This is a genomic window from Campylobacter insulaenigrae NCTC 12927 (genome assembly GCF_000816185.1).
GTDB lineage: Bacteria > Campylobacterota > Campylobacteria > Campylobacterales > Campylobacteraceae > Campylobacter_D > Campylobacter_D insulaenigrae.
In genome coordinates, this window is the sequence record NZ_CP007770.1 from 472,798 (window position 1) to 489,647 (window position 16,850).

The window sequence follows — 16,850 nt, forward strand, 5'->3', positions numbered from 1 at the left end:
ATTTATGCTTTTGTATCAAAACCCATGTTAAAATCGTTATATTCTTCTTGGTTTTGAAATTTGTTTTTTATTATGTCGCTTATAAAAAAATTTGAACTTAAAAGCCCCACTTTTACTAGTGATTTTTTTAACTCATGGGCTCTTTCGTATAATTTTTTTCTAAATTCGATATTTTCTATCATCATATTTATATCAATATATTTGTCATTATTTAAAGATAAAAAAACATTAATTTTTCCAAGGCTTTCAAACTCAAGATTTATTTGAGCATAGAATTTATCTTTCTTTCCACGCTTAAAAACAACATTTGATTTTTCTAAATCATCCCAAAAAAATGGCAAAAAAGTATGGATATTGTTATCTGCCAAAGAAAGAAGCTGATTAAATTCTAATTGAGTTATGAGACGATTAGTCTGATTTAAAACATTTTCATTGTCTAAATTTTTGGCTAGATTTGAAATTTGTAATAGTGTAGATTTTATATCTTTTTGTAAATCAGAATTAATTTCATTGGCGCTTTTTTGGGTGATTTTAGAAAGATCTTTTATAGAAAGTTCCAATTTTTTTTCTATATTTTTTATATCATCTAGGGAATTTTTTGCATCATAGTTTTTCAAATCGAGTGCTTTTAAAACTTCATTAAGTTTTTTGCTAGTCTGGTTTAGTTCTTTACTGAGATTTGTTAATAATTCTTCTTGTAAATTTTGAGAAAAATTTAAATTTTTATTAGTTTTAAAAATATTCTCAAAAGTATTATCAAAATTATTTTTATTTGATGTTGTGTTTGTGGATTTATTTATAAAAGTATTTTCTTCTTTTGCTAAATTTTCATTTTTAAAATCTTTTGTATCTTTGATTGTATTCGAATTTTTTTCATCCTTAGGTAATTCATTTTGTTCTTTGTGTAAGTTTTTTTCTAAATTTTCCTTATTTTGAATTTTTTCCTTAGGTAATTCATTTTTAAAATCTTTTGTATCTTTGATTGTATTCGAATTTTTTTCATCCTTAGGTAATTCATTTTGTTCTTTGTGTAAGTTTTTTTCTAAATTTTCCTTATTTTGAATTTTTTCATTATTAATATTTGTTGGTTCTTTTAGAGAATGATTTTGGGTATTTTTAATATCTTTTAAAAAATTGATTAATTCTTTTATATTTTGACTTAAATCTTTTAAAATATGAGTATTTTGAATTTTTATATTTTCTGGTTTAGATAATTCTTTATTAATAAGAGCTAGATTTTTGTTTAAGTCCTTAATAAAATGATTAGCCATATTTTGAATTTTTTTATTATTTATATTTTGTGAGTCTTTATTGATGTAATTTTTAAAATTTTCTAATTTATCAAAAAGTTTAAAAAGTGTTTTGTAGCTTGTATTTTCTAAAGATACTTTATTTTCTTTCTTATGATTTTGTAATATATAAATCAATTCTTTTAAAGTGTTTGTGGTATCTAAATTTTTAAGATCAAGTTGCGCTATATCTTTTTTTAAATCCTGATTACTAGTTGCTTTGATACTATTTAAGAGATTAAAGAAGCTTTGTGGAAGATTTTGTTCTTTTAATGCATAATTTAATTTTGTTTCTAAAAAAATTCCAGAATTTTTTATCAGTGCAGAAGTATTTTTGAAATTTGCTTCTTTTGCAGGTTTGATTAATTCTTCTAATGTTTGAATGAAATTTTCAAATTCAGGAATTTTAGAAAGTTCACCTTGAAGTTTTTTTAAATCATTGGCAATATTGGGTGCAAAATTTAAATTTTTATTATTTTTTAATATTGCTAAATTAGGATCTTTTTCTGTACTAATTTGATCTAAAAGTTTATTTAATAACTCTTGTAATTTTTGATCAACCTTACTAACATAATCTTTTGGAAGTTTAACTTCATCTTTAGAAAAAAAAGGAGTTTTTAAAGTATCGTTAATTGAAGTTTTTTTATCAAGTTTTTCTTTGATATTTTCTTTATTAATATCTTTTGTCGCTTCATTTTTAGCGATTTGGTTTTGATTTGAAATATTAGTTATCATCAAGCATTACCATATTGCCAGGTTTTCTCTTGAATTTAGTGAAATTTTTAAATTTAGGTTTATCAATGGCAAAAAGCACTAAAACACTTAGCAAACAGATATAAAAATATATGAAACCATAAGATTCAAAATAATACATTAGTGTTCCTAATATCGCAGGAGCGAACAAAGCTCCACAAGAATAAGTAAACAAAACAGCTCGACCCAATTCTACTCTTTTACTAGAATCATCAAGCATGTCATTAGCACGTGCAAGTGAAAGTGCATATAAACAACACATACCCATACCTAGTAAAAGTCCAAATAAATACTTAAGATATGGAGATTGGTTGAATAATAATATACAAAACATAGCTATTAAGGCTGTAAAAGCACATAATATAATGGCAAATTTACGGCTTATTTTATCTGATAATGTTCCGATGAAAAGTTGGGAAATAAAACCTCCAAGCATGGTACAAAATATAAAAAATGAAGCTTCTTTGGCACCAAAACCTTGTATTAAAATAAATAATGAAGCCATGGAAAAAAAACCATTCAATAACATACCAGCAATAAAGCTTGTAACTAAAGCTAGAGGAACTACATCAAAAACTTTTGGAATGGATATCTTTGTTTTTTGTGGTAAAATTGGTTCTTTAATGCGAATTAAAAATAAGGGTATAGAGGCAAACATAATAAAACTCGCACTTAGTATGAATAATGTATGACCCGTAAAATCGAAAGACATTAATAAAATTCCAAATCCAGAAGAAGAATAAAATATAACTTCGTAAAATGCTATAACTCTTGAGCGAATAGAATTTTTTGCTTTTTCATTTAACCATGATTCTATAACCATCAAAAGAGCATAATAACAAAAACCAAGTAAAAATCTTAAAAACATCCAAAAATATAAATTTGAATTTAGGCTATGAAGCATGGTGGCTATACCAAAAATAATGGCAAATATTCCAAATGATCTTATGTGACCTACTTTAGAAACTATTCTATGGGCGCAAATAGTACTCACCATAGCGCCTAAAAAATAACAACTTCCTATAAGTCCAATATAAAAATTACTTACATTATTTTGTTTTAAAATGATTGCTATAGAATTCACTGTTAGTGCGCTACCTATAAAAATAAAAGCCATTCCAAAAAACAAGGCAGTAAGTGATTGTATCGTTCTTTTTGAGCTTAACATTTTCTTATTAAAAAATTGTAAATTAATACCGCTAAGGGTGTAACAAACATAGCAACAAACAAAGCAAAAATATCCATTAAACCTTGAAATTCTAACACCAAAAATCCTAAAACTAAAAATATATAAGTAAAAATTTTGAATATAGAAAAAAACACTATAGCGTTTTTAAAAATATTCTTCACTTTAGGTTTAAAATCGTCTTCTAATAAAATAAATTTTACTATTTTAGGAAAAGAATTAATTTTTTTTGTAAAAATTTGCAAAGGTCTTTCAATAAAATAATAATTTTTAGTATTTTTCAATATAAAATTTTTGTAATTTATAAAAGAAGTTAAAATTATAAAATTTTGTGCACAAAAACCAAACTCAAAACTTATGAAGCTTTGAATATTATATCCTTTATAAACAAAAATACCCATTAGAAAAATAGGATTTAACCCCAGTAAAAGACTTAATAAAATTTTAGGCTTTAGTATCATTTCTTAAATCTTTATAGCGATTTTCTTCTTTAAATTCTTCATAGCTTTTAACTTGTGCTTTATAAGCTTTAAATACATTTAAAATGGCTGCGCCTATCCCTATAAAAACACCTATCCAAAAAAGCCAAAAAATACCAGTTGTTTTTTTTAAAAAAAATCCAATACCTACGCCTATCAAAATAGCAACAACGATGGAAATTCCAAGACTTAATCCATCGGCTGCTTCTATACCCTTGCGTATGATTTTTTTCTTGTTATTCATAGGGTTTTAAAACTTTCATAAGCAGCTTCTATAGTTGTATCTATGATTTTTTTATTCATACGACTACAAATAAAGGCTGTTTCAAATTGAGAAGGCGCAAGATAAATTCCTTTGTTTAGCATTTGAGCATGAAATTTAGAAAAAAGTTTTGTATCTGATTTTAAAGCATCTTTATAATTGTAAACAGGATTCTCGCTAAAGAAAAATCCAAACATAGAGCCAATGCAATTTACTTGTAAAGCAATACCACAATCATTAGCTGCTTCTTTAAAACCTTTAATTAATTTTTTACCCAATTTTTCTAAATTTTTATATAGATCCTCATTTTCTCTTGCTTTTTTAACATTTGCATAGCCAGCTGCCATAGCTAAAGGATTGCCACTAAGCGTACCTGCTTGATAAACACCTCCTAGCGGACTTAGTAGATCCATAATTTCAGCTTTTGCAGCAAAAGCAGCAGCAGGCATACCTCCTCCTATTACTTTACCAAAAGTGACTATATCGGCTTTGATATTATAAATTCCATATGAACCAAGATATGAGGCTCTAAAACCACTCATTACTTCATCAAATATCAAAAGTATATTATACTGATCACAAATTTTTCTTAATTCTTGTAAAAATTCAATTTTACCAGGGACTAATCCCATATTTCCTGCTATAGGTTCTATGATGATGCAAGCTATGTTAGAATCTTTTTCTACTAAGGTTTTAACGCTATTTATATCATTATAGATAGCTACTAAAGTATTTTTAGCTACATCTTCTAAAACTCCTAGAGAACTTGGGGTGTTAAAAGTAGCTGCGCCACTTCCAGCACTAACTAATAAAGAATCAGAATGCCCATGATAACATCCTTCAAATTTAATGATTTTGTCTTTTTTTGTATATCCTCTTGCAAGACGAATTGCGCTCATAGTTGCTTCTGTTCCGCTGCTTACGAAACGAATTTTGTCTAAATGTTCCCAATCTTGTAAAATAAATTTAGCAAGTTTAGTTTCTGCTAAAGTTGGAGCACCAAAACTAGACCCAAGTTCTAATGATTTTTTACAAGCTTTTTCAACATCTTTATCGCAATGACCAAAGAGCAAAGGACCCCAACTTTGAACATAGTCTATGTATGTTTTATCTTCAATATCGGTAATATACGCACCTTTGCCTTGTTTTATAAATAAAGGATTTACCTCCACACTAGTAAAAGCACGCACAGGTGAGTCAACACCACCTGCTATAAATTGACAAGCTTCTTCAAAAGCTTTTTTATTGTTTTTCATTATTTATCCTTTTTATTGTTTTTTTTGATATACATATACAGAGATCGTATTTCTTCTTCTGTTAATGAATAAGTAGGCATAATGCTTTTAAGTCCTTGTTCTTTGCTAAGTACCTTTTGAAAACGTGCATAATCAATATTTTTAATATTTGGTACTACAAAAGGAATTTTTTCATTTTTTTGAATATAGTAACCTAAAATTTTTTCCTCGCCATTTCCATGACATTTTGCACAACTTATACCTCTTGGATTTTGATAAAGAGATTCTTGATATTCTTTTGGAGACATAAAATCTTCTGCAAAAGCATTGATAAAAATAAAAAGCAAAAAAAATATAAATTTCATTATGCACCTTTAACAAAAAAAGAAGTTTTGGTATGATACAATTTTTTAAGTTAAATGAAGCTATAAAACTTAAGGATAAGAATGGTACTTTTAGATGGTAAGCAATTAAGTAATCAAATAAAAGATAAATTAAAAAACGAAGTAATAGAACTAAAAAATAAAGGTATTGAACCTTGCTTAGCTGTGATTTTAGTAGGTGAGGATAATGCGAGCACTACTTATGTAAATTCTAAAGCTAGAGCATGTGAGCAATGTGGAATTAAATCTTTGGTATACAAATTAGATGTTAACACAACACAGAATGAATTATTTGCACTTATAAATACGCTAAATCACGATGATAGTGTAGATGGTATTTTGGTTCAACTTCCTCTTCCTAAGCACATCAATAAAGATATGATTTTAGAAAGTATAAGTTTTAACAAAGATGTAGACGGATTTCATCCTTTTAATGTTGGGAATTTAAATTTAAATTTAAGAGGCGGTTTTCTACCTTGTACTCCTTTAGGGGTAATGAAACTTTTAAAACATTACAGTATAAAATTAGAGGGTGCTGATGTAGTTGTAATAGGCGCTTCAAATATAGTAGGACGTCCTATGGCTACACTTTTATTAAACGCTAATGCTAGTGTGAGTATTTGTCATATATATACTAAAGATTTAAAAGCTTATACAAAAAATGCAGATATTATTATAGTTGCTGCTGGGTGTCCTGATCTTTTAAAAGAAGATATGATAAAAGACGGTGTAGTGGTAGTTGATGTAGGGATTAATAGGGTGAATGGTAAAATAGTTGGTGATGTGGATTTTGATAATGTTAGTAAAAAGACAAGTTTTATTACTCCTGTTCCTGGTGGAGTTGGACCAATGACAATTGCTATGCTTTTAGAAAATACTATAAAATCTGCTAAAAATAGGATACAAGTATGAATTTGTTAAGAAAAATATATAAATTTACACAATCGTGGACTGGAACTTTAGTTATAGTATTATTGGTGATATTTTTCTTTATCCAAGCTTTTACCATTCCAAGTGGCTCTATGAAGAATACTTTATTAGTAGGTGATTTTTTGTTTGTAAAAAAATTTTCATATGGTATACCTACACCACATATACCTTGGGTGGAAATTCCCATTTTACCTGATTTTAATAAAAATGGTCATTTAGTTAGCGGTGAAGGTCCAAAAAGAGGAGATATTGTTGTTTTTAGATATCCACATGAGCCTAAAATCCACTATGTAAAAAGATGCGTAGCAAAAGGTGGCGATGAGGTTATTTTTGCAAATAAAACTTTATATATTCGTATGATTGAAGGTGATGAATATATGAAAGATTTTTATCCTAACAAAACAAAAATAATAGATGGAAAAATATATGTTAAGGAGCCTTATCTTGAAAAAGGAATTCATTATGATGAGAGGGTAGATATTGAAAGTATATTTTTTAGATATTTAAATTTAGGTCAGTTTGCAATGAAACCCATGTCTTTTAATGAATTAGGATCTGATAATATTTATGGCTATAACGCTTATTATTTTAAGGTTCCTGAAAATGAGTATTTTATGATGGGTGATAATCGTGATCATTCTAGTGATAGTAGATTTTGGGGAAGTGTAGATTATAAATTTATAGTAGGACAGCCTTGGTTTATTTATTTTTCGTGGGATGAAGATAAAAAGGTTAGATGGGAAAGAGTGGGGCGTTTAGTAGAAACTATAGAAAACGATAAACGTTTTATTCATCATAATGAAAGCGATATAGAAGCTTTAGAATAATTACTTAAAGAAACAAAAAAATACAAATGTGTAAAGCTTATGTATAGTTTTTACACATTTTCTAAAAAATAATCATATATAAATCAATTAGTATATTTTTTTAAGCTCCAAACTGCAAGAATTACTAGGAAAAAATTTTCAAAGATAAATAAAAGGATAAAAAATGCTAAGTCAAAGATCTCAAAATCTTGGAGAATCTCTAACTTTAGTTATGACTGATATTGCTAAAAATTTGAAAGCAAATGGAGAAAAGGTTATTAGTTTTTCAGCAGGAGAACCTGATTTTGATACTCCAAAAATTATCAAAGATGCGGCAATAAGTGCTATAGAGAAAGGTTGTGGCGCATATACGCCAGTTGTTGGTATAAAAGAAGTAATAGAAGCTATACAATACAAATTTAAAAATGATAACAATCTTGAATATAAAGCAAATGAAATTATCACCAATGTAGGAGCTAAACATTCTTTATTTATGGCAATTGAATGCTTAGTGCAAGAAGGTGATGAGGTAATTATACCTAGTCCTTATTGGGTGAGCTACCCTGAAATGGTTAAATTTGCAGGCGGAACTCCAGTATTTATAGAAGGTGATGCTAAAAATGGTTTTAAGATTACTCCTGAACAATTAAAAAACGCACTTACACCAAAAACAAAGGTTTTGATGTTTAATTCTCCTTCAAATCCTACAGGTTCTATATATTCTAAAGAAGAAATTATTGCTTTAGCTAAAGTTTTAGAAGGAAGTAAGGTCGTAGTTTTAAGTGATGAAATTTATGAAAAGTTGGTGTATGATGGAAAGTTTTATGCATTTGCTCAAGCTAGTGAAGATGCATTTAATAGAACTGTGAGTATAAATGGACTTAGTAAATGTGGAGCTATGCCAGGATGGCGTTTTGGTTATATGGCTAGCAAGATGAGTGATTTTAATAATGCAGTAAAAAAACTTCAAGGACAAAGCACTTCTAATATTTGTTCGATTATACAGCATGCTGCTTTACCAGCTTTATTAGGAAAAGCAAACGCTGATATTGAATCAATGAGACAAGCATTTTTGCAGCGTCGAGGATTAGCTTGTAAAATTTTATCTCAATGTTCAAAATTAAAATTAGAACAAATTCCTCAAGGAGCATTTTATTTATTTATTTCTTGTAAAGAAGTTGATGGTGATTCAATGAGATTTTGTAAAAGATTATTAGAAGAAGAGAAAGTTGCTTTAGTGCCCGGAATAGGATTTGGCATGGAAGGATATTTTAGACTTTCTTATGCTACCAATGAAAAAGATATAGAAGAGGGTTGCCAAAAAATTGTTGATTTTGTGAAAAGATATTAAAAGAATCCGCGTTAAGTGGATTCTTCAAACAACTTATAAGCAAGCTTTTGATATAATTTTTGTAAAAATTATAGGAATTTAAATGCAGTTTAAAGTAGAATATAAAAGTGCAAATGCAAGAGCTTGCAGAATTAAAACTTCTCATAGTGAAATTTTAACTCCAATTTTTATGCCTGTTGGGACTTTAGCTGCGGTTAAAAGCTTAGATGCGGTTGATATGAATGAAATTTTAAATGCAAAGATTATTTTAGCAAATACTTATCATTTATATTTAAGACCTGGTTCAAAAATTATTAATAAAATGGGTGGATTGCATGGTTTTAGTAAGTTTAATGGATCATTTTTGACAGACAGTGGAGGGTTTCAAGCTTTTTCTTTAAATAAAAATTCAAAGCCAAATGAAGGTGGAATAGAATTTAAAAGTCATATTGATGGTAGTTTACATTATTTTACCCCTCAAAGTGTTTTAGATGCTCAATATGATTTTAATTCTGATATTATGATGATTTTAGATGATTTGGTTGCTTTGCCAGCTACTAAGGAGCGTATCGATCTTTCTTTAAAAAGAACTATTAAATGGGCAAAAGAAGCTATTAAATATCATAAAATGAAGCAAAATCAAGGTATAGGCATAGGGCAAAATATTTTTGGGATCATTCAAGGTGGAGTAGATTTTGAAGCCAGAAAACAATGCTCTTTATCGCTTTGTGAAATGGATTTTGATGGTTTGGCTATTGGTGGCTTGAGTGTTGGAGAAGAAAATCAAGTAATGTATGATACAATAGAGGCTATGATGCCTTTTGTTGATGAAGATAGACCAAGATATCTTATGGGGGTTGGGACACCTGAAGACTTGGTTGAAAATGTTTCTCGTGGGGTTGATATGTTTGATTGTGTTATGCCAACTAGAAATGCAAGAAATGGAACTTTTTTTACTAGTTTTGGTAAATTTAATATCAAAAAATCTGATTTTATTACAGATTATTTGCCGATTGATCCTAAATGTTCGTGCTATACTTGTAAAAATTTTTCAAGAGCTTACTTAAATCATTTATTTAAAGCCAAGGAATTAACTTTTTTTCGACTTGCAAGTTTACATAATTTACATTATTATTTAGATTTAGCAAGACAAATGAGAGAAGCTATTATAAAAGATGAATTCGAAAAATTTAAAAAAGAATTTTATAGTCAAAGAATGACTTAAAATAAAAAGTGACTTGTTTTTAAATAATTAGGTATCATAAAATATGGTACGCCCAAGAGGATTCGAACCTCTGACCTTTTGAACCGCAATCAAATGCTCTATCCAGCTGAGCTATGGGCGCATAAAATTAAGCCAAAATTCTATCAAAAAAATCTTAAACTTAGCAAAAATGAGATGTTTTATGAAAATTTTATATTTTTATGTTAATCTTTTCAAAAAATAGCTAACTTTATAAGGTAAAAATATGATTCATAAAATTTTAATAGCTAATAGAGGTGAAATAGCGGTTAGAGTAATACGTGCTTGTAGAGATTTACATATAAAGAGCGTAGCTGTTTATACTGAGCCTGACTATGAATGTTTACATGTTAAAGTGGCGGATGAAGCTTATAGAATTGGCACTGATCCTATACGAGGATATTTAGATGCTCAAAGGATAGTTGAGATTGCGAAAGCATGTGGTGCAGATGCTATCCATCCTGGCTATGGTTTTTTGAGTGAAAATTATGAATTTGCTAAAGAATGTGAAGATGCGGGTATTATTTTTATAGGACCAAAATCTGATGTAATTCGTAAAATGGGAAATAAAAATATTGCAAGATACTTAATGAAAAAAAATGGAATTCCTATAGTTCCTGGTACTGAAAAATTAAATCATTGCACTTTAGAAGAAATTAAACTTCAAGCTTTAAAAATAGGTTATCCTGTTATTTTAAAAGCAAGTGGTGGAGGTGGCGGTAGAGGTATTCGAGTAGTCCACAGGGAAGAAGATTTAGAAAAAGCTTTTGATGCATGCAAAAGAGAAGCACTTAGTTTTTTTAAAAATGATGAAGTTTTTATGGAAAAATATGTTATTAATCCAAGGCATATTGAATTTCAGATTTTGGCTGATAATTATGGAAATATTATTCATCTTTGTGAAAGAGATTGTTCTATACAAAGAAGACATCAAAAAATTATAGAAATAGCTCCTTGTCCAAGTATTTCTGAAAAATTGAGAAAAACCATAGGTGTAACGGCTGTTGCTGCAGCTAAGGCTGTTGGATACACTAATGTTGGGACTGTAGAGTTTTTGCTTGATGATTATAATAAATTTTATTTTATGGAAATGAACACAAGAATTCAAGTAGAGCATCCAATTACAGAAGAAATTACAGGAATTGATCTTGTAACAAGACAAATTCGCATAGCAAATGGTGAAATTTTAGATTTAGAACAAAGTGATATTAAACCAAGAGGTTTTGCTATTGAAGCTAGAATTACAGCTGAAAATGTATGGAAAAATTTTATTCCAAGTCCAGGTAAAATTACTGAGTATTTTCCAGCTTTAGGTCCTTCAGTAAGAGTTGATAGTCATTTATATAAAGGTTATGTTGTTCCTCCTTATTATGATTCTTTATTAGCAAAATTAATTGTAAAAGGTTCAAGTTATGATAGTGCGTTAAATAGACTTGAAAGAGCTTTGAAAGAATTTGTAATTGATGACATTAGAACTACTGTACCATTTTTAATAGCTATTACCAAAATTCGAGAATTTAGAAGAGGGTATTTTGATACTTCGTTTATAGAAACTCATATAGAAGAGCTTTTAGAAAAAACTGAAGATAGACATCAAGAAAATAAAGAAGAAATAATAGCCGCTATTGCTGCAACTTTACAAAAGTTAAAAGAAAGTAGGGAATGATGAATTTTTTGGAAGAATTAAAAGGTATTAAAAAAGAGTTGCAAAAAGAAATCAATATAAAGAAAAATAAAAATAAATTTAGTGCTAATGGGGCTAGTATAAAGAAATCTGATTTAAATTTGATGCAAAAAGAATTATCCTTAAAAAATGAAGAAAATAAACAAAAAAAAGAATTTGAAGATATTTTTTTAAAAGAAGAGCGTCTTGCAAATGAATTTATGGATTTTGTAAAAAATAGTGATATTAAAAAAATAAAATGAATAATATAGGCTTTTGCACTTTAGAAGAAGAGTGTCCATATCTTAATGAAAAAATGTGTAGAAATGAATATAATTATGTTCCTTTGATTACAAAAGAACAAAATCAAGAATTAGTTTCACGAGGATGGAGACGTTTTGGATCATATTTTTCAAGACCTATTTGTAAAGATTGTAATGAATGTCAAAATTTAAGAATAGTAACTCAAAATTTTCATTTTAGTAGAAATTATCGTAGGGTTTTAAAAAAAAATATTGCTACTAAAATTATTTTACAAAAACCTTCTTTGAGTGATGAGCATTTATTACTTTATGAAAAATATCATCACCACCAAAGAGATAAAAAATTATGGAAAATTTATAATTTAAATTTTAGAAAATATTATAATTTATATGTAGATAATGCCAGAAATTTCGGATATGAGCTTGATTTTTATGTTGATAATAAATTAGTCTGTGTAGATTTGATAGATATTTTAAATGATGGAATTTCGAGTATTTATTGTTTTTATGATCCTGATTTTTCTCATTTAAGTCTTGGAAAATATTCTCTTTTGACAGAAATTAAACTTGCTCAACTTAAAAATTTAAAATATATCTATCTAGGATATTTTGTAAAAAAGTGTCAATCTTTATCATATAAAGCCGATTATAGTCCAAATGAAATTTTAGAATACACTAGTGCTTTAAATGAACAAGCGTTTTTATGGTGTTAATTTTTATCGAGAGGATTTTATGCAAGTTGTTCAAACTTTAGAATCAGTTAGTCTTAATACTGATGATTTTTTAATGTTTAGATATTTTCAAGATCTTATCCGTAAAAATTTTTCAAAAGTCATAGGAAATAAAAATAAAACTTTATCTTTTTTTGTAGAGAATGAAATTCCTCAAAGAAGATATTTTTTGAAACTTGTAAATCATAAATACAAAAAAGATACGGGAAATGATATAGATAATCTTGCATTTGCTCATTATAAAACGTTTAAATTAAATTTAGCTCAAGCAAATACATTAAAACCAGTTATTTTTGCTAAAATTGGTTTTGCTCAAAGAAGTATTTTGATTACTTTAAGTTCTAATGAAAAGATTTTTGCTGTGTATTTAGAACAGTATTTTAAAAATCATAAGAGCTCTTATGATGAAAAAAATTGTATTTTTTCTGTCGATTATAAAGATGATACGACTCTAAATTTATTGGAAATTTTAGCTAGTGTTAACGAGCATTTAAAATATTGTGTTGATTTTACCATCAATGAAACACAACTTTTAGAGTTTAGAAATAAAATGAAAAATAAAACTAATACAAACTGGAAATTTAATGCTCTTGCCAAACTTTTTGAAAATTATTTTCAAACTTTAGGTTGTAATAATAACGATGATTTTGCGACTATAAGACAGAATTATTTAAATTTAGTTAAAATTTATCATCCTGATCGCCATCAAGGAAAAAGTAAAATAGAACAAGCTTATTGTAGAGAAGAATTTGAAAAAATTCAACTTGCCTATGAAAGTTTAAAGTCTTTATATAAAAATAATAGTTAATATAAAATAACATCCTTTTAAGTTGTAATTGATTACAATTAGTCTCTTATAAAAAAATAGGATAAAGTTTTTGATTGCCGATAGAAAATTATTTTTTTTAAGCTGTATTTTAATTACCATAGGAATACTTTTTTCTTATTCTCTCAGTGCCTTTACTGTCCTTTATTTAGAATATAATGAATTTCATTTTTTTATTAGACAGCTTTTTTTTGGACTTAGTGGTATTGGTATAATTTATTTTGTTTCGCGACTTAATCCAGATAGTAAACAATCTAAATATTTAATGACAACGATTTTAATAATTTCTTTTTTATGTATTATTATTTTGCCTTTCTTACCTACTTTCTTAGCTACTGCAGCAGGAGGTGCCAAAAGATGGATTAGGCTTGGACCTTTGTCTATTTCTCCTGTTGAATTTTTTAAAATAGGTTTGATATATTTTCTTGCTTGGTCTTATACTAGAAGAATTGATGATAGCAAAAAAGCTATTAAGCATGAAATTTTAATCTTAACTCCATATTTGATATTAGCAAGTATTGTGATTGGTTATATTTATATTACACAAAACGATTTGGGTCAAAGTGCGATTTCGTTTTTTTTAGTTTTTGCTTTGGCATTTTTTGCAGGAGCTAGTAAGAGACTTTTTGCTTTTGGTATTGTAGTAGTTGGAATGATAGGAATTTTGGTAATCTTAAATAACCAAAGAAGAATTCAACGTATTACAGCATGGTGGGGTAATATACAAGATGCATTTTTACCTTTATTTCCAGATTGGATAGCAAACAATTTAAGAGTGGTTCATGGTTCTGAACCTTATCAAATTTCTCATAGCCTAAACGCTATTGCACATGGTGGAATTTTTGGAGAAGGTTTGGGGCTTGGTACTTTTAAATTAGGATTTTTAAGTGAAGTTCATACAGATTTTGTTTTATCTGGAATAACAGAAGAAATTGGACTATTGGGGCTGGCTATAATTTGTTTTATTTATTTACTTGTTATACTTAGAATATTTAGGATAGCTGGAAGATGTGAAAATAAAATGCATTTTTTATTTTGTTCAGGAGTTGCTTTGTTGCTATTATTTTCATTTTTTATGAATGCTTTTGGAATTATTTCTCTTACTCCATTAAAAGGCGTTGCTGTTCCACTTTTAAGCTATGGAGGTAGTTCTATGTGGTCAATTTGCCTTGGCATAGGTTATGTTTTGATGATTAGCAAAAAAGTAAAAATTTAAAATATAAATTATAAAAACTATTCTAAATAATATTTTTTACTTACAAAAGATGTTTTTTTGCTATAATTAATTTAATTTATTGAACAAGGGAGATATTATGGATAAATATAGGCGTTGTGGTATATTATAATTTTTTTAATTTAAATTTAATAATTGAAGGATAAGAAATGAAAAAAATTTTATATGCTATGTTAGCGTTATTTGGTATTTTGGTTTTAGGTGCTTGCTCAGATGATAAAAATCAAGCTAATAATATGGCTAGTGAAAAGGTTTATAAGGTAGGTATTGCGGCTAATTATCCTCCTTTTGATTTTGTAAAAGATACACAAATAACTGGTTTTGATGTTGATTTGTTAGAAGAAATAGCAAAAAGAGAAAACTTTAAACTTGAATGGGTAAATATGAGCTTTGATGGTCTAATTCCTGCGTTAAAATCTGGCAAAATTGATATGATAGCTTCTGCTATGAGCTCTACACCACAAAGACTTAGTAGTATGGATTTTAGCAATACATATTTTAATACTAAAAATTTATATTTAAAGTTGAAAATAGATTCTAGCCTTAGTAATAAAGAAAGTTTAGAAGGTAAAAAAATAGGTGTACAGCTTGGTACAATTCAAGAAAATGCTGCTAAGATGATACCTAATTCTCAGGTAGTAGCGAGTGAAGAGATGTTGGCTGCTATATTGGCTTTAAAGGCTGGAAAAGTTGATGCAGTTTTGACAGATAAGGATATAGGTAAAGGATATCTAAAAACTAATGATGAACTTGAGGCTTTTTTAGAAGAAGATGATGGAAGTTCAGGATTTTGTATAGCTTTTGATAAAGGTCAAAATGCTGAACTTATTCAAAAAATTAACACAGCTTTAGAAAAAATTAAATCTGATGGTACTTATCAAAAAATTGTAGAAAAATACGATTTGCAATAATTATTTTAAAGCCTTGATACTTAGTTTCAAGGCTTTGATAAAATAGTCTATGTCTTCCTTGTCGTGTACATAATGAAATCCAACTCTTAACCAACCTGGTTTATATTTTAATACTTGATTATCTTTTAAATTTAGTAGGTCGTGGCCATAAGGTCCGGCGCATGCACAACCAGCTCTTGTTTCTATCTTGTAAGTTTTGCTTAGTTTATAAGCTAAATCAAATGGAGAAATTTCTTGAATATTAAAAGCAAAAATTGGTAATCTATTTGTAAGATTTTTAGCATATAAAATCATATCTGGAAAATCTTTTGTTTTTTCAAAAAAATAATTACATAGTTGTTTCTCTTTTTGTTTGATAAAATCAATTCCAATGTCTTGACGCACTTTAAATGCAAGGCTTGCTCTAATTAATTGTATAATTCCAGGAGTTCCACCTTCTTCTAAATTTTCAATTTTACAAAGATATTCTTGTGAGCTTCTAGAAACATAACCAACTGTCCCACCTGCAGCAAAACTTGGCGTCTGTCCACATAGATTTTTTTTAATCACTAATAATCCACAAGATCCAACTCCCCCAAGTAGCTTATGTCCACTAATGAAAATTGCATCATAAAATTTAGGATCTAAATTCGCATATGGAGCTAGAGTTGAAACATCAAATGCCACAATTCCCTTATAGTGTTTTATTAAAGTATAAATTTTTTTATAATCACTAATAACACCAGTCACATTAGAAGCTGCATTGAAACTTGCTATTATTTGCCTTCCTTTAGAAGTTTTAAGTAAATTTTCTAAAAAAACAAAATCGATTTCTCCATTAGAGGTTAGAGGAACACGAATGCATTCACATAAGGCTTCCCTAAAAGATAATTCATTTGAATGATGCTCATAAGGACCTACTATAACCAAGGGTAAGGTGTTTTTATTTATATTTTGAAAATAGATTTCTTTTACACGAGGAGGTATATATAGCCCTAATAATTCTTGAAATTTTTTTATAGCCGCTGAAGAACCGCTACCGCAACTAATTAATGCAAAACTTTCATCAAGTAATAGGTATTTTTTTAGATTTTCTCTTGCATTTTCATAATGTTGCTGTGTAATGAAAGAATTTAAAGAACTATCTGAATGTGTATTGGCATAGGTTTTAAGATATTTTTTGATTTCCTTTTCTATACTTTTTAAAGCTAATGCACTTGCAGTAAAATCAAAATAGTATGTATTTTTTTTTAAAATAATATCTTTTTTTAATTTTTCAATATCCAATAATTTTCCTCTAAAAATTTGTTAAAATTATAACATAGTAATAACTTAAAACTTAAGGAT

17 protein-coding genes and 1 tRNA gene are annotated in these 16,850 nt (G+C 27.9%); 10 read left to right on the plus strand and 8 right to left on the minus strand.

Annotated elements, in window-relative coordinates; all coding sequences use genetic code 11:
- Positions 1-2: 2 nt before the first annotated feature.
- From CINS_RS02485 to CINS_RS02510, 6 genes are read right to left on the minus strand one after another with little or no spacing between them, the layout of a single operon-like run.
- A complete protein-coding gene (locus CINS_RS02485) occupies positions 3-2,024 on the minus strand; it encodes a flagellar hook-length control protein FliK (RefSeq protein ID WP_039649560.1) in 2,022 nt (673 codons plus the stop codon).
- Entirely contained in the window at positions 2,014-3,210 is a 1,197-nt protein-coding gene (locus CINS_RS02490; protein WP_039649562.1) for an MFS transporter, read from the minus strand. The genes CINS_RS02485 and CINS_RS02490 overlap by 11 nt, the downstream gene beginning before the upstream one ends.
- A complete protein-coding gene (locus tag CINS_RS02495; RefSeq protein ID WP_052251951.1) occupies positions 3,204-3,689 on the minus strand; it encodes a hypothetical protein in 486 nt (161 codons plus the stop codon). Before CINS_RS02495 ends, CINS_RS02490 begins: the two co-directional genes overlap by 7 nt.
- Complete coding sequence (locus CINS_RS02500) at positions 3,673-3,951, minus strand: AtpZ/AtpI family protein (RefSeq protein ID WP_039649564.1); 279 nt, start codon at positions 3,949-3,951, stop codon at positions 3,673-3,675. Before CINS_RS02500 ends, CINS_RS02495 begins: the two co-directional genes overlap by 17 nt.
- Positions 3,948-5,225 (minus strand): glutamate-1-semialdehyde 2,1-aminomutase, encoded by a 1,278-nt coding sequence (gene hemL, locus CINS_RS02505; protein ID WP_039649567.1) that lies wholly within the window; start codon positions 5,223-5,225, stop codon positions 3,948-3,950. The genes CINS_RS02500 and hemL overlap by 4 nt, the downstream gene beginning before the upstream one ends.
- Complete coding sequence (locus CINS_RS02510; protein ID WP_039649569.1) at positions 5,225-5,569, minus strand: hypothetical protein; 345 nt, start codon at positions 5,567-5,569, stop codon at positions 5,225-5,227. The genes hemL and CINS_RS02510 overlap by 1 nt, the downstream gene beginning before the upstream one ends.
- 81 nt (positions 5,570-5,650) lie before the next feature.
- On the opposite strand from CINS_RS02510, the gene folD reads away from it, so the two are divergent.
- The 4 genes from folD (at position 5,651) to tgt (ending at position 9,878) form a co-directional block, all read left to right on the plus strand.
- Positions 5,651-6,499: a bifunctional methylenetetrahydrofolate dehydrogenase/methenyltetrahydrofolate cyclohydrolase FolD gene (gene folD / locus CINS_RS02515; protein ID WP_039649570.1), complete on the plus strand. Its 849-nt coding sequence runs from the start codon at positions 5,651-5,653 to the stop codon at positions 6,497-6,499.
- Complete coding sequence (gene lepB, locus CINS_RS02520) at positions 6,496-7,344, plus strand: signal peptidase I (RefSeq protein WP_039649572.1); 849 nt, start codon at positions 6,496-6,498, stop codon at positions 7,342-7,344. The genes folD and lepB overlap by 4 nt, the downstream gene beginning before the upstream one ends.
- A 163-nt stretch (positions 7,345-7,507) precedes the next feature.
- Positions 7,508-8,674, plus strand: coding sequence for a pyridoxal phosphate-dependent aminotransferase (locus CINS_RS02525; protein WP_039649574.1), 1,167 nt, complete (start codon positions 7,508-7,510; stop codon positions 8,672-8,674).
- 82 nt (positions 8,675-8,756) lie between these two features.
- Positions 8,757-9,878 (plus strand): tRNA guanosine(34) transglycosylase Tgt, encoded by a 1,122-nt coding sequence (gene tgt / locus CINS_RS02530; RefSeq protein ID WP_039649576.1) that lies wholly within the window; start codon positions 8,757-8,759, stop codon positions 9,876-9,878.
- Between the two features lie 44 nt (positions 9,879-9,922).
- Here the strand turns inward: tgt and CINS_RS02535 are convergent.
- Positions 9,923-9,999 (minus strand) — tRNA-Arg (locus CINS_RS02535).
- A gap of 123 nt (positions 10,000-10,122) precedes the next feature.
- On the opposite strand from CINS_RS02535, the gene CINS_RS02540 reads away from it, so the two are divergent.
- The 6 genes from CINS_RS02540 (at position 10,123) to CINS_RS02565 (ending at position 15,524) form a co-directional block, all read left to right on the plus strand.
- Positions 10,123-11,562: an acetyl-CoA carboxylase subunit A gene (locus CINS_RS02540; protein WP_039649578.1), complete on the plus strand. Its 1,440-nt coding sequence runs from the start codon at positions 10,123-10,125 to the stop codon at positions 11,560-11,562.
- On the plus strand, positions 11,559-11,822 hold the full coding sequence (locus tag CINS_RS02545) for a hypothetical protein (protein ID WP_052251952.1): 264 nt from the start codon (positions 11,559-11,561) through the stop codon (positions 11,820-11,822). The genes CINS_RS02540 and CINS_RS02545 overlap by 4 nt, the downstream gene beginning before the upstream one ends.
- Positions 11,819-12,535, plus strand: a complete 717-nt coding sequence (locus tag CINS_RS02550; RefSeq protein WP_039649580.1) for an arginyltransferase — start codon at positions 11,819-11,821, stop codon at positions 12,533-12,535. Before CINS_RS02545 ends, CINS_RS02550 begins: the two co-directional genes overlap by 4 nt.
- Before the next feature lie 19 nt (positions 12,536-12,554).
- A complete protein-coding gene (locus tag CINS_RS02555; RefSeq protein WP_039649582.1) occupies positions 12,555-13,361 on the plus strand; it encodes an adenylosuccinate lyase in 807 nt (268 codons plus the stop codon).
- Between the two features lie 70 nt (positions 13,362-13,431).
- Entirely contained in the window at positions 13,432-14,595 is a 1,164-nt protein-coding gene (gene ftsW / locus CINS_RS02560) for a putative lipid II flippase FtsW (protein ID WP_039649584.1), read from the plus strand.
- Positions 14,596-14,762: 167 nt separating this feature from the next.
- Positions 14,763-15,524: an amino acid ABC transporter, permease/substrate-binding lipoprotein gene (locus tag CINS_RS02565; protein ID WP_039649586.1), complete on the plus strand. Its 762-nt coding sequence runs from the start codon at positions 14,763-14,765 to the stop codon at positions 15,522-15,524.
- On the opposite strand, the gene CINS_RS02570 is transcribed toward CINS_RS02565, so the two are convergent.
- Positions 15,525-16,790 (minus strand): cysteine sulfinate desulfinase, encoded by a 1,266-nt coding sequence (locus CINS_RS02570; protein WP_039649588.1) that lies wholly within the window; start codon positions 16,788-16,790, stop codon positions 15,525-15,527.
- Positions 16,791-16,850: the final 60 nt, after the last annotated feature.